Raw genomic sequence first — 14,845 nt, forward strand, 5'->3', positions numbered from 1 at the left:
CTATGCGAGTCTCCCATTTAAACTACAATCACCTCTATTATTTCTGGCACGTCTGCAAAGAAGGTTCGGTGGTGGGAGCTGCAGAAGCGCTCTATCTCACCCCGCAAACCATTACCGGCCAAATCAAGGCGCTGGAAGAGCGTCTGGACGGTAAGCTGTTCAAACGTCAGGGACGCGGCCTGGTGCCGTCAGAACTCGGTCAGCTGGTGTTCCGCTATGCGGACAAAATGTTTATGCTGAGCCAGGAAATGCTGGATATTGTCACTTACAGCCGCGAATCCAATCTGTTGTTTGATGTCGGGGTTGCGGATGCACTGTCAAAACGTCTGGTCAGCAAAGTGCTGGAAACGGCGGTGATGGAGCATGAGCAAATCCATCTGCGCTGTTTTGAATCCACTCACGAAATGCTGCTGGAGCAGCTCAGCCAGCACAAACTGGATATGATCCTCTCTGACTGCCCGGTGGATTCCACCCAGCAGGAAGGGCTGTTCTCCGTGAAACTCGGGGAGTGCAGTATGAGTTTCTACTGCCGCCAGCCCGCGCCGCAGAAGCCGTTCCCGGAATGTCTGGAAGAGCGCCGTCTGCTGGTGCCCGGCCGCCGTTCGATGCTTGGCCGTCAGTTGCTGACCTGGATCCGCAATAAAAACCTGGAAGTGGAAATTCTGGGTGAGTTTGACGATGCGGCACTGATGAAAGCATTTGGTATGTATCACAATGCGATTTTTGTGGCACCGTCGCTCTACACCAAAGGCATTTTTGCGGACAGTGATGTTGTCGAGCTGGGAACGGTGGATACCATCAAAGAAGAGTATTATGTGATTTTTGCCGAGCGTATGATCCAGCATCCGGCGGTTCAGCGGGTGTGTAACAAGGATTTCTCTGCGCTGTTCAGTGGTTCGCAGTCGGCTGCGGATGCCGGTTTACCGGACTGAGGCAGAAAAAGGACATAAAAAAACCGGCATCAGCCGGTTTTTTTATGTCTGCACAATCAGATTACATTGCTTTGATCTGAGCAGCCAGGTTCGCCTTATGACGGGCAGCCTTGTTCTTATGGATCAGGCCTTTAGCAGCGTGACGATCCACAAGTGGTTGCATGTCATTAAATGCGTTCTGAGCAGCTTCTTTGTCGCCGGCAGCGATAGCAGCGTAAACCTTCTTGATAAAGGTGCGCACCATAGAACGACGGCTAGCGTTATGCTGACGACGTTTTTCAGACTGAATGGCGCGTTTCTTAGCTGATTTGATATTAGCCAAGGTCCAACTCCCAAATATATTCTTCGAGGACAATACAAAGGTGGAGGAATATGCCTGCTCCGCTTTATTTTGTCAATGGATTTGTGCAAATATGCGTCGTTGTACAGCGACGCAAATGTACGTTGTGATGGGCGGGGATTTTATCAGTTTACGCAGCGGGAATACAGCCCTTACACGGAAAAAAGTCACCGGAATGGTAAGATTCTGACGAAAAAAATTATTTTTCACTTTCCGCAGAGGGGGATGCCCCGCTTTTTGTACAGAGAATTCGCGATTCAGCCGCATTAGTGGGTTAACCTGACGCGGCGGACAAGGTATAATCGGACTAATTTTGACTGTATTGAGCCGGCTATGGAGCTAATTCGCGGTACTCACAATATTCGTGCGCGTCACCATGGTTGCGTGCTGACTATCGGTAATTTTGATGGTGTTCATCGCGGACATCAGGCATTACTGTCACATCTGGCGCAGGAAGGAAAACGCCTGGGGCTGCCGTCGGTCGTCATGATCTTCGAGCCGCAGCCGCTGGAATTTTTTGCCCCGGATAAAGCGCCGGCACGCCTGACCCGGCTGCGCGATAAGGTAAAATATCTTGCGCAGTACGGTGTGGACTACTTATTGTGTGTTAAATTCAGCAAACAATTTGCATCACTGACACCGGATGCTTTTATCTCACACCTGCTGGTTGAACAGCTGGGGGTGAAGTTTCTGGTGGTCGGGGATGATTTTCGTTTCGGAAAAAATCGTCAGGGCGATTTTAACGGGCTGTGTGAGGCGGGGAAACAGTATGGTTTCACGGTCCGCAGCACGGAAAGTTTTTGTGATAACGGCAAACGGATCAGCAGTACGGCCATCCGCCGCGCGCTGGAAAACGACGATCTGGCGCAGGCTGAGGCACTGCTCGGGCACCCTTACCGCATCAGCGGGCGTGTGGTGCACGGCAACGAACTCGGGCGCACCATCGGTTTCCCGACTGCCAATATCCCCCTGAAACGTCTGGCCGCACCGGTACACGGTGTGTACGCCGTGGACGTATACGGCCTCGGGCCGCATCCGCTGCCGGGTGTGGCCAATATCGGCTCCCGCCCGACAGTACAGGGTAAGAGCCAGCAACTGGAAGTTCATCTGATTGATGTGTCTATGGATTTATACGGGCAGCATCCGGATGTGGTACTGCGCAAGAAATTGCGAAATGAACAGCGGTTTGCCTCGCTCGATGAGCTGAAAGCGCAAATCGCGCGGGATGAGATTGCGGCAAGGGAATTTTTACAATCCAACCCCTCGTTATGTGTTTAACGGAATAATATTGGAACTGAGAATCGAATGAGTGACTATAAAAATACCCTGAATCTCCCGGAGACAGGGTTCCCTATGCGCGGGGACTTAGCAAAGCGCGAACCTGATATGCTGAAACGCTGGTACAAAGAAGGTCTGTACCAGGCGATCCGTAAAGCCAAAACCGGTAAAAAAACATTTATTCTGCATGACGGCCCTCCGTATGCAAACGGCAGCATTCACATTGGTCACTCAGTCAATAAAATTCTCAAAGATATTATTATTAAATCCAAAGGCATGGCCGGTTTTGACTCCCCGTATATTCCGGGCTGGGACTGCCACGGCTTACCGATTGAACACAAAGTCGAACAGGTGATTGGCAAGCCGGGTGATAAAGTCACACCGGCTGAGTTCCGTGCTGCCTGCCGTGAATACGCAAAAGAGCAGATTGAAGGCCAGAAGGAAGACTTTATCCGTCTGGGCGTGCTGGGTGACTGGGATCATCCGTACCTGACCATGGACTTCAAAACCGAAGCTCATATTATCCGCGCACTGGCAAAAGTGATTGCCAACGGCCATCTGGTCAAAGGGGCAAAACCGGTTCACTGGTGTACCTCCTGTGCCTCTTCCCTGGCGGAAGCGGAAGTGGAATATTACGACAAAACCTCTCCGTCCATTGACGTGCGTTTCACGGCTGCGGACGCGGATGCGGTTTACAGCAAGTTCGGCGTGAAAAATGACGGGCTGCCGGTTTCTCTGGTTATCTGGACCACCACACCGTGGACTTTACCGGCAAACCGCGCGATTTCCCTGAACCCGGAATTTGATTATCAGTTAGTCCGCGTGAACGACGAGCGCCTGATTCTGGCCGCTGACCTGGTGGAAAGCGTGATGAAACGCGCCGGTATCACCAGTTGGATCGTGGAAAATGACTGCAAAGGCAGCGACTTGGAACTGCTGCGGTTTAATCATCCGTTTATGGGCTTTGATGTCCCGGCTATCCTCGGCGATCACGTCACCCTGGATGCGGGTACCGGTGCTGTGCATACTGCGCCGGGCCACGGTCCTGACGACTATGTAATCGGCCAGAAATACGGACTGGAAACCGCCAACCCGGTCGGTCCGAACGGCTGCTATGTCAGCGGTACCTATCCGTCACTGGATGGTGTGTTTGTGCTGAAAGCCAATGACATCATCCTGGAACTGCTGAAAGAGAAAGGCGCACTGCTGCACAGCGAAAATATTTCGCACAGCTATCCGTGCTGCTGGCGTCACAAAACACCGGTCATTTTCCGTGCCACACCACAGTGGTTTATCGGGATGGATGTGAACGGTCTGCGTCCGCAGTCTCTGAATGAAATCAAAGGCGTGAAATGGATCCCGGGCTGGGGCGAAGCGCGTATCACCGCGATGGTGGAAAACCGCCCGGACTGGTGTATCTCCCGTCAGCGCACCTGGGGCACACCGATGTCTCTGTTTGTCCATAAAGAGACCCAGGAACTGCATCCGCGTACACTGGAACTGATGGAAGACGTCGCCAAGCGTGTGGAAGAGCATGGTATTCAGGCGTGGTGGGATCTCGACCCGCGCGACCTGCTGGGTGATGATGCCGATATCTATGAAAAAGTGCCGGATACCCTGGATGTCTGGTTTGACTCCGGATCCACTCACTTTGCTGTTGTCGATGCCCGTCCTGAGTTCCATGGCAATTCTGCGGACATGTATCTGGAAGGTTCTGACCAGCACCGCGGCTGGTTTATGTCCTCACTGATGCTGTCCACCGCGATGAAAGGCAAAGCGCCTTACCGCGAAGTATTGACTCATGGTTTCACCGTTGATGGTCAGGGACGCAAAATGTCCAAATCGCTGGGTAACACCATCAGTCCGCAGGATGTGATGAACAAACTCGGCGCGGATATCCTGCGTCTGTGGGTTGCTTCTACTGACTACTCCGGTGAAATTGCGGTTTCGGATGAAATCCTGAAACGTTCTGCAGATTCTTACCGACGTATCCGTAACACCGCGCGTTTCCTGCTGGCGAACCTCAATGGTTTCAATCCGGAAACCGATATGGTGAAACCGGAAGAGATGATTGTGGCAGACCGCTGGGCTGTCGGCCGCGCACTGGCGGCACAGGCTGATATTCTGAAATCGTATGAAGCCTATGATTTCCATGAAGTGGTACAGCGTCTGATGCAGTTCTGCTCGGTGGAAATGGGCTCTTTCTACCTGGATATCATCAAAGATCGTCAGTACACCGCGAAAAGCGATGGCCTGGCACGCCGCAGCTGTCAGACCGCACTGTTCCACATCGCGGAAGCTCTGGTTCGCTGGATGGCGCCGATCATGTCCTTCACCGCTGATGAAATCTGGAATGTGATGCCGGGCAAACGTCCGCAGTACGTCTTCACCGAAGAGTGGTATGACGGTCTGTTCGGGCTGAATGCACAGGACAGCATGAACGATGATTACTGGGCAACGCTGCTGGCGGTGCGTGGTGAAGTCAACAAAGTGCTGGAGCAGGCACGTGCTGATAAACTGATAGGCGGCTCGCTGGAAGCAGCCGTTACCCTGTATGCGGATGATGCCCTGGCGGCACAGTTGAACAGCCTGGGTAATGAATTGCGTTTCGTGCTGCTGACCTCTCAGGCAGATGTGAAACCATTGTCTGCGGCACCGGAAAGTGCGGTAAACAGTGAGCTGGACGGCCTGCGCATCGGCTTCGGCAAAGCGGAAGGCAGTAAGTGCCCGCGTTGCTGGCATTACGCGACCGACATCGGTCAGGACAGTGAACATCCTGAACTGTGCGGCCGCTGTGTGACAAACGTAGCCGGAAACGGTGAAGAACGTAAGTTTGCCTGATAATGAAAAAACCACTGTGTTCGACCGGATTGCGCTGGCTGTGGCTGGCGGTCCTGGTACTGGTACTGGATGCGATTTCAAAGCAGCTGATTTTAGCCAATTACGGGCTGCATGAATCCACATCACTGATACCGTACTTTAATCTGACCTATGTGCGGAATTACGGTGCCGCATTCAGCTTCCTCGCATCTCAGGGCGGCTGGCAGCGCTGGTTCTTCACAGCGGTGGCTATCGGTATCTCCGCGACATTACTGGTGATGATGTACCGCACCAGTGCGCGCAATAAACTCAGTAATATTGCTTATGCACTGATTATCGGCGGGGCGATCGGCAACCTGCTTGATCGCCTGATGCACGGTTTTGTGGTGGATTACATCGACTTTTATGTCGGTGACTGGCACTGGCCGACGTTCAACCTGGCGGACAGCTGGATCATCATCGGGGCGGGGCTTATCATTATTGAAAGCTTTATCCCTGACGGTAAGAAAAGCGACAAACCAGAGAACAAGACATCATCAGACTGATGACCCGAATATCCGCCGTAAGGCGGATATTTTTTATCCGTGACAGAGAGTAATAATTATATGCAGGTTGCAGAACATCACAGCGTATTACTGGATTACACCCTGAAACTGTCTGACGGCTCTGTGGCGGATTCCACAGAAGCACAAGGCAAACCAGCACTGTTCCGCCTCGGCGACGGCAGCTTGACTGACGCACTGGAACAGCAATTACTGGGCTTATCCGCCGGGGATAAAAAAACCTTCACTCTACCCGGTGAGGCTGTGTTCGGCAAACCGAGCCCGGATCTGATTCAGTTTTTCTCCGCCGCCGATTTCCTGGAGGCGGGTCTGCCGGAAACCGGCACGATCATGCTGTTTACCGCGATGAACGGCAGCGAAATGCCGGGAATTATCAAATCCGTTACTGAAGATTCTGTCGAGGTGGATTTCAACCATCCGCTGTGCGGACAGGATGTGACGTTCGATATCAGTGTCCGTGACGTCACTGCATAAGACACAGAGCAATAATTAGCATTACGGTCCGGGGGACGGCTCTGGTATAGTAGCGCGCAAATGTTGAATTTTTGTTTTACTGCCCGTCCGGGCGATGGTTTGGAGGTTGAACGTGCGTATTTTACTGGCTAACCCGCGGGGGTTCTGTGCAGGTGTTGACCGGGCAATCAGTATTGTGGAGCGGGCGCTGGAATTATACGGTGCGCCTATCTACGTCCGTCATGAAGTCGTGCACAACCGCTATGTGGTCAATGATCTGCGTGAGCGTGGCGCGATTTTTATTGAGGAAATCGCTGAAGTACCGGATAACGCCATTCTGATCTTCTCCGCTCACGGTGTCTCGCAGGCGATCCGCCAGGAAGCGCGTTCCCGTAATCTCACCATGCTGTTTGATGCCACCTGTCCGCTGGTCACCAAAGTGCATATGGAAGTGGCCCGCGCCAGCCGCAAAGGCAAAGAAGCGATTCTGATCGGCCACGCCGGGCATCCGGAAGTGGAAGGGACGATGGGGCAGTACAACAACCCGGAAGGCGGTATGTATCTGGTGGAATCCCCGGAAGATGTGTGGAAACTGAACGTCAAAGATGAGGAAAACCTCAGCTTTATGACGCAGACCACACTATCTGTTGATGATACCTCCGAAGTCATTGATGCGCTGAATGCCCGTTTCCCGAAAATTATCGGGCCGCGTAAAGACGATATCTGCTATGCCACCACCAACCGTCAGGAAGCAGTGCGGGATCTGGCGGGTCAGGCAGATCTGGTGCTGGTGGTCGGCTCTAAAAATTCATCAAACTCCAACCGGCTGGCGGAGCTGGCGCAGCGGGTCGGAAAACCCTCTTATCTGATCGATTCTGCGGATGATATCAATCCCGCCTGGCTGCGTGATGTGGATACCATCGGCCTGACTGCCGGCGCATCCGCGCCGGATGTGCTGGTACAGCAGGTGATCAGCCGTCTTCAGGAACTGGGGGCGGATGAAATCAGTCAGTTGGAAGGGCGTGAGGAAAATATTATCTTTGAAGTCCCGAAAGAGTTACGGGTGGATATCAAAGAAGTCTGACACAGCAAAGCAGAACGCAGGTTCTGCTTTTTTTTGTCTGCGGTCCGGTAAATACAGTTTTACTGATAATCGGCGGACTATATTGTGATTTTCTGATGATAGCGGCGGGTAACTGGTAATCCGGCCGGACAGCCGTTAATCTGCTGACATACAGACAGAAAACTGAGGATAACAAATATGGGTAAGTTACGGCTCGCGGTTGCGGGTGCCGGTGGCCGCATGGGACGCCAGCTGATTCAGGCGATTGCACAGAATGATGATGTGGTGCTGGGCGCGGCATTTGAGCGCGAAGGCTCCTCACTCACCGGGACCGATGCCGGTGAACTGGCCGGTACCGGCCGCAATGGCGTGATCCTGACGGCTGACCTGAACAGTCAGAAAGATAATTTCGACATCCTGATTGATTTCACCCGCCCGGAAGGCACCCTGACACATCTGGCGTTCTGTACCGCTAACGGCAAAGGCATGATTATCGGCACCACCGGGTTTGATGATGCCGGAAAGGCCGCTATTGCACAGGCTGCGCAGCAAATTCCTGTGGTTTTTGCGGCGAATTTCAGTGTTGGCGTCAATCTGGTGCTGAAACTGCTGGAAAAGGCGGCCAAAGTCATGGGCGACTATACCGATATTGAAATTATTGAAGCGCATCACCGCCATAAAGTGGATGCGCCGTCCGGAACCGCGCTGGCGATGGGAGAATCTATTGCCGGGGCGCTGGGGCGTGACCTGAAGGATTGCGCGGTGTACTGCCGTGAAGGCTATACCGGCGAGCGGGAGCGGAACACTATCGGGTTTGCCACTGTGCGTGCCGGGGACATTGTGGGCGAGCACACAGCGATGTTTGCGGATATCGGCGAGCGTGTTGAAATCAGCCACAAGGCTTCAAGCCGGATGACATTTGCAAATGGCGCAGTTAAGGCAGCAGCCTGGCTGAGTGATAAAAAGAACGGTCTATTCACCATGAAGGATGTACTTGATCTGGAAAATTTATAATAAAGTATAAATTACAACAGCTTGATAAAGCAGTGGTATTTTGATTTATCACTGCTTTAGCTATTATTTTTTTATAATTTTGTATCTGACCTCTGTTTTTTATCATTATCATCGTTGTTGCTCTCTTTTTTATCGCTTTTTTTGCCTTTCTCACCTCTTTTTCCGGTTGTGAGCCTTTTTTTCAGTCATCTCATCAAAAATTCAGAATAAAGCTGATAATGATACGGTTTTATCTCTGTCAGCCAGCCTGTTTTGATCATAATTAGTAAAAAAATATAAAAAAGTCGATTTTCTCTGGACAACTGCCCGTTCGATCTTTAGAATGCGCCGCAATTTGTCAAAATTTGGTTAAATTTCTATTTTGGCATTGCTTTATAGCCCCAAATCTGAATTAATATGCACTAATTGTGATTTATTATTCCTCCGGAGGGTGTTTTGTTTAAGTCAGCAATCCTGGTTCTGCAAGACGGAACCACATTTCACGGACGCGCCATCGGCGCAGAGGGTGCCGTTACCGGCGAAGTTGTTTTTAATACCTCGATGACGGGGTATCAGGAAATTCTCACCGACCCCTCTTATTCCCGCCAGATAGTCACTCTCACTTATCCCCATATTGGTAATACCGGCACTAACAGTGCTGATGAAGAATCCCCGGATGTTTATGCACAAGGCCTCGTTATCCGCGACCTGCCGCTGACCACCAGTAATTTCCGCAGTGAAGAAAGCCTCTCCGAATACCTGAAACGCCGCAACGTCGTGGCTATCGCCGATATTGATACCCGCAAACTGACCCGCTTACTGCGCGAGAAAGGCGCTCAGAACGGCTGCATCATCGCCGGTGAACACCCGGATGCGGCACTGGCGCTGAAAAATGCGCAGAGCTTCAGCGGGCTGAACGGGCTGGATCTGGCGAAAGAAGTCACCACCGCGCAGCCATACAGCTGGACACAGGGCTCCTGGACACTGGACAGCGGCTTACCGGCGGATAAAACAGCGGAAGAGCTGCCGTTTCATGTGGTGGCGTATGACTTCGGTGCCAAGCGCAACATTCTGCGTATGCTGGTGGATCGCGGCTGCCGCCTGACCGTCGTACCGGCACAGACCCCGGCGGAAGAGGTGCTGAAAATGGCACCGGACGGTATTTTCCTCTCCAATGGCCCGGGCGACCCGGCACCGTGTGATTATGCGATTGAGGCTATCACCCGCTTCCTGGAAACCGATATTCCGCTGTTCGGCATCTGCCTGGGGCACCAGTTACTGGCACTCGCCAGCGGTGCAAAGACCATCAAAATGAAATTCGGTCACCACGGCGGCAACCACCCGGTCAAAGATATTGAAAATAATGTGGTGATGATTACCGCGCAGAACCACGGTTTTGCGGTGGATGAGGCGACGCTGCCCGCGACACTGCGCGTCACGCATAAATCACTGTTTGACGGCACATTGCAGGGTATTCACCGCAATGATAAACCCGCATTCAGCTTCCAGGGTCACCCTGAAGCCAGCCCGGGCCCGCACGACGCCGCCCCGCTGTTCGACCACTTTATTGAACTGATGAAAAACGCCCGTCACTGATCAGGAGCAGAAAAATGGCAAAACGTACAGATATCAGCAGCATCCTGATTTTAGGCGCCGGTCCGATTGTTATCGGCCAGGCCTGTGAATTTGACTACTCCGGCGCCCAGGCGTGTAAAGCCCTGCGCGAAGAGGGCTACCGCGTTATCCTCGTTAACTCCAACCCGGCAACCATTATGACCGACCCGGAAATGGCGGATGCGACTTACATCGAGCCTATTCACTGGGAAGTGGTGCGCAAAATCATCGAAAAAGAGCGCCCGGATGCCGTTCTGCCGACTATGGGCGGACAAACCGCGCTGAACTGTGCGCTGGATCTGGAACGTCACGGCGTGCTGGCAGAGTTCGGTGTCGAAATGATTGGCGCGACAGCGGATGCGATTGATAAAGCAGAAGATCGCCGCCGTTTCGATATCGCCATGAAAAAAATCGGTCTGGATACAGCGCGTTCCGGTATCGCACACACCATGGAAGAAGCGTTTGCGGTCGCCGATGATGTCGGTTTCCCGTGCATTATCCGCCCGTCATTCACTATGGGCGGTACCGGTGGCGGTATCGCGTATAACCGTGAAGAGTTTGAGGAAATCTGTACCCGAGGCCTGGATCTCTCCCCGACCAACGAACTGCTGATTGATGAATCGCTGATTGGCTGGAAAGAGTACGAAATGGAAGTGGTGCGGGACAAAAATGATAACTGCATCATTGTCTGCTCCATCGAAAACTTCGACGCGATGGGGATCCACACCGGTGACTCCATCACTGTTGCCCCGGCACAGACCCTGACCGACAAAGAATACCAAATCATGCGTAACGCCTCGATGGCGGTGCTGCGTGAAATCGGCGTGGAAACCGGCGGCTCCAACGTTCAGTTCTCGGTGAACCCGAAAACCGGCCGCCTGATTGTTATCGAGATGAACCCGCGTGTATCACGCTCCTCCGCGCTGGCCTCGAAAGCGACCGGCTTCCCGATTGCCAAAATCGCGGCCAAACTGGCAGTCGGCTACACGCTGGATGAACTGTCAAACGACATCACCGGCGGCCTGACACCGGCCTCCTTTGAACCGTCTATCGACTATGTCGTGACAAAAATTCCGCGCTTTAACTTTGAAAAATTCGCCGGTACCAATGACCGTCTGACCACACAGATGAAATCCGTCGGTGAAGTGATGGCTATCGGCCGCACTCAGCAGGAATCCCTGCAAAAAGCGCTGCGCGGCCTCGAAGTGGGCGCGACCGGCTTTGATCCGAAAGTGAATTTAGATGACCCGGATGCACTGACCCGCATCCGCCGTGAGCTGAAAGAAGCGGGCGGCGAGCGGATCTGGTATATTGCGGACGCATTCCGTGCCGGACTGTCAGTTGACGGCGTATTTAACCTGACCAACATTGACCGCTGGTTCCTGGTACAGATTGAAGAACTGGTGCGTCTGGAAGAGCAGGTGGCGGAAGTCGGGATTAACGGCCTGACCCCGGAATTCCTGCGTCATCTGAAACGCAAAGGTTTTGCGGATGCGCGGCTGGCAAAACTGGTCGGTGTGGCGGAAGCTGAAATCCGCAAACTGCGTGACAGCTATCAGCTGTGGCCGGTTTACAAGCGTGTGGATACCTGTGCGGCAGAATTTGCCACGGACACCGCCTATCTCTACTCCACCTATGAAGAAGAGTGCGAGGCGCAGCCGAACAACGACAAACCGAAAATTATGGTGCTCGGCGGCGGGCCGAACCGTATCGGACAGGGTATCGAGTTTGATTACTGCTGTGTGCATGCGGCGATGGCGCTGCGTGAAGACGGTTACGAAACCATCATGGTCAACTGCAACCCGGAAACGGTTTCCACTGACTACGACACCTCTGACCGCCTTTATTTCGAGCCGGTGACGCTGGAAGATGTGCTGGAAATCGTGCGCGTCGAAAAACCGGCGGGTGTGATTGTTCAGTACGGCGGCCAGACTCCGCTGAAACTGGCGCGCAGCCTGGAAGCGGCCGGTGTGCCGGTTATCGGTACCAGCCCTGATGCGATTGACCGCGCGGAAGACCGCGAGCGTTTCCAGCAGGCGGTTGTCCGCCTCGGCCTGAAACAACCGGCAAATGCCACCGTCTCTAATATTGAGCAGGCGGTTGAGCGGGCAAAAGAGATTGGTTACCCGCTGGTGGTGCGCCCTTCTTATGTTCTGGGCGGCCGTGCGATGGAAATCGTTTACGACGAAACCGACCTGCGCCGTTACTTCCAGAATGCGGTCAGTGTCTCCAATGACGCACCGGTACTGCTCGACCGCTTCCTCGACGATGCGATTGAGGTGGATGTCGATGCTATCTGCGACGGCGAACAGGTGCTGATTGGCGGTATTATGGAGCATATCGAACAGGCGGGGGTTCACTCGGGGGATTCGGCCTGCTCGTTACCGGCTTACACGCTGAGTCAGGAAATCCAGGATGTGGTGCGCGACCAGGTGAGAAAACTGGCGATGGAACTGCGTGTGCGCGGCCTGATGAACACGCAGTTCGCGGTCAAAGACAACGAAGTGTATCTGATTGAAGTCAACCCGCGTGCGGCGCGTACGGTGCCGTTTGTCTCCAAAGCCACCGGAGTGCCGCTGGCGAAAGTCGCAGCGCGCGTGATGGCCGGTCAGACACTGGCGCAGCAGGGCGTGACAAAAGAAGTCATCCCGCCGTACTATTCGGTGAAAGAAGTGGTGCTGCCGTTCAACAAGTTCCCTGGCGTTGACCCGATTTTAGGGCCGGAAATGCGCTCAACCGGGGAAGTGATGGGCGTGGGACGCACTTTCGCGGAAGCCTTTGCCAAAGCGATGCTCGGTAGCTCTTCCTCACTGAAGAAGAAAGGCCGTGCGCTGCTTTCCGTCCGCGAAGGGGATAAAGCACGGGTGGTGGATCTGGCGGCAAAACTGCTGAAACAGGGTTTTGAGCTGGATGCGACACACGGTACCGCGATTGTGCTGGGTGAGGCGGGTATTAACCCGCGTCTGGTGAATAAGGTGCATGAAGGTCGTCCGCATATTCAGGACAGAATTAAAAACGGTGAATACGATTACATTGTGAATACCACCGCCGGACGTCAGGCGATTGAGGATTCCAAAGTCATCCGCCGCAGTGCCCTGCAATATAAGGTGCATTACGACACCACCATGAACGGCGGCTTTGCCACCACACTGTCTCTGAATATGGATCCGACAGAGAGAGTGATTTCAGTACAGGAAATGCACAGCCTGATTATTGATAAATAAGGTCATTAATTAATAAAAAAATCCGCTGCAGCGGATTTTTTTATTTCTCCGGGATAACTATCCGATACCATCCAGTTAGAATAATTCTCTAATTATATTTTTTGCTTTTTTTTCTGTTTATGTTCTGTTTATTTTCTCCCGATGGTAATACAGATATATTTTTTCAAATTCTGTTTTATCTATATTGAGAGTTAATGAATGAAAAAAAATTTAATTTCCCTGCTTATTATGTTGCCTTTATCATACGCAAACGCTGATGATAGCAGCGTTTTCTATTATGCAAGAACATCTGTTGATTTATCTGAATATAAAAAGGTCACTGAAAGTGATATTCCGGTATTAACAAAGGAAAGCAGCACTAAATTATACTTTGTGGAAAACAATTATCAGCCACTGATTGTATCTGAAATCAAAAATGAGTATGACCGTAGTGCTGGTATTTCAGAGGTTATTCAGGTATATGATAATTTAAACGGAAAGATTAATAATACGCTAAGCAGTATTGCTGAAATGCAGGAGAATCCTCTTGCTTATAATAAGCCATTGTTTCAGACTACTGATGATTTTGCTCAGTTAAAGCAGGACACTGATAATATCAAAATACAGAATGAATCTGTTATTTTATCTTTGGGAGAACTGAATACGGATATATCAGTAGTTAAAACTGTGAATAAACAGCAGGATGATAAGCTCGAAGAACTTAATTCATCAACTGAAAATATGAAAAATAATATCAGTTTTTTGCTTAACAGATCTATTCCTGCTGATAATGAAATTTATCAGTTAAAACAAGATAGTGAGAGACATAATCAGGAGATCATTAACCTGGAATCTGCTATCCAACTAACAGAGAGTGTGAGTTTTGAACAAGGTGATGATATTCGGAAACAGGAAAAAATGCTCTCCGGGCTGAAAGCTGATTCAGACAAACTGGCAACAGATTTGAAAGATGTGCGTAAAAAGAGTAATACGACAACCAATGTGGCGAATGCCAACAAAAAAGATATTGACAAACATACAACTAAAATCGATAGAAACACTCTCGATATCCTGAAGAACCGCCAGGATCTTCGCACGTTGGAAAATGATCTGCGCGAAACCAATGAGCGTCTTGATAACGGCCTGGCGGCCAGTGCGGCATTGAATGGCTTATTCCAGCCGTACGGTGTCGGTAAACTGAATATCACTGCGGCGATGGGCGGATACCAGTCCACTCAGGCTGTAGCAGTAGGAACCGGTTACCGGTTCAACGAGAACATCGCTGTGAAGACAGGTGTCGCATACACCGGTTCGAACGATGTGATGTACAACATGGCTTTTAACCTTGAATGGTAATGCTGTGTTATGGTGACTGAAAGGTCATGTTTCATATACTCCTCCTTTCATATTGGCGTTTGAATTTATTTTTAATAAATAGTGAATTAATTATATTGATGACAGCAAGGCTGAAATTCGGATAATTAATCCTGCTATATTTGCCATGCTTTGGGAAATACATATTGCGTTCGTGTATTTCCCCTTTTTTATTTATAAATTATTTGTTTATTGAATGATTACTTGAAAAT

At 51.5% G+C, this 14,845-nt stretch carries 11 protein-coding genes; 10 read left to right on the top strand and 1 reads right to left on the bottom strand.

Translation table 11 applies throughout. The features are described 5' to 3' along the window. Window positions 1-2 precede the first annotated feature (2 nt). Window positions 3-932 (top strand): transcriptional activator NhaR, encoded by a 930-nt coding sequence (gene nhaR, locus ACSBQN_RS15715; protein ID WP_004237129.1) that lies wholly within the window; start codon window positions 3-5, stop codon window positions 930-932. A gap of 61 nt (window positions 933-993) precedes the next feature. On the opposite strand, the gene rpsT is transcribed toward nhaR, so the two are convergent. Beyond that, window positions 994-1,254 (bottom strand): 30S ribosomal protein S20, encoded by a 261-nt coding sequence (gene rpsT, locus ACSBQN_RS15720; RefSeq protein ID WP_015422441.1) that lies wholly within the window; start codon window positions 1,252-1,254, stop codon window positions 994-996. Between the two features lie 351 nt (window positions 1,255-1,605). Between rpsT and ribF the strand changes: the two genes are divergently transcribed. The 9 genes from ribF (at window position 1,606) to ACSBQN_RS15765 (ending at window position 14,615) form a co-directional block, all read left to right on the top strand. After that, window positions 1,606-2,550 (top strand): bifunctional riboflavin kinase/FAD synthetase, encoded by a 945-nt coding sequence (gene ribF / locus ACSBQN_RS15725; RefSeq protein WP_024475011.1) that lies wholly within the window; start codon window positions 1,606-1,608, stop codon window positions 2,548-2,550. A gap of 27 nt (window positions 2,551-2,577) precedes the next feature. Next, a complete protein-coding gene (ileS, locus tag ACSBQN_RS15730; protein ID WP_354632955.1) occupies window positions 2,578-5,391 on the top strand; it encodes an isoleucine--tRNA ligase in 2,814 nt (937 codons plus the stop codon). A 2-nt stretch (window positions 5,392-5,393) separates the two neighbouring features. Beyond that, window positions 5,394-5,915: a signal peptidase II gene (gene lspA / locus ACSBQN_RS15735; RefSeq protein ID WP_024475009.1), complete on the top strand. Its 522-nt coding sequence runs from the start codon at window positions 5,394-5,396 to the stop codon at window positions 5,913-5,915. 60 nt (window positions 5,916-5,975) lie between these two features. Further along, window positions 5,976-6,407, top strand: a complete 432-nt coding sequence (gene fkpB / locus ACSBQN_RS15740) for an FKBP-type peptidyl-prolyl cis-trans isomerase (protein ID WP_024475008.1) — start codon at window positions 5,976-5,978, stop codon at window positions 6,405-6,407. 112 nt (window positions 6,408-6,519) lie between these two features. Further along, complete coding sequence (ispH, locus tag ACSBQN_RS15745) at window positions 6,520-7,470, top strand: 4-hydroxy-3-methylbut-2-enyl diphosphate reductase (RefSeq protein ID WP_004242138.1); 951 nt, start codon at window positions 6,520-6,522, stop codon at window positions 7,468-7,470. A 177-nt stretch (window positions 7,471-7,647) separates the two neighbouring features. Further along, window positions 7,648-8,463, top strand: a complete 816-nt coding sequence (gene dapB / locus ACSBQN_RS15750) for a 4-hydroxy-tetrahydrodipicolinate reductase (RefSeq protein WP_024475007.1) — start codon at window positions 7,648-7,650, stop codon at window positions 8,461-8,463. A 435-nt stretch (window positions 8,464-8,898) separates the two neighbouring features. After that, window positions 8,899-10,038: a glutamine-hydrolyzing carbamoyl-phosphate synthase small subunit gene (carA, locus tag ACSBQN_RS15755; RefSeq protein WP_024475006.1), complete on the top strand. Its 1,140-nt coding sequence runs from the start codon at window positions 8,899-8,901 to the stop codon at window positions 10,036-10,038. A 14-nt stretch (window positions 10,039-10,052) separates the two neighbouring features. Beyond that, window positions 10,053-13,280, top strand: coding sequence for a carbamoyl-phosphate synthase large subunit (carB, locus tag ACSBQN_RS15760; RefSeq protein ID WP_434991735.1), 3,228 nt, complete (start codon window positions 10,053-10,055; stop codon window positions 13,278-13,280). 198 nt (window positions 13,281-13,478) lie between these two features. Beyond that, a complete protein-coding gene (locus tag ACSBQN_RS15765) occupies window positions 13,479-14,615 on the top strand; it encodes a YadA-like family protein (protein ID WP_024475004.1) in 1,137 nt (378 codons plus the stop codon). The last annotated feature ends 230 nt before the right edge of the window (window positions 14,616-14,845 follow it).

This window comes from Morganella sp. B601, assembly GCF_051172335.1.
Taxonomy (GTDB): domain Bacteria; phylum Pseudomonadota; class Gammaproteobacteria; order Enterobacterales; family Enterobacteriaceae; genus Morganella; species Morganella morganii.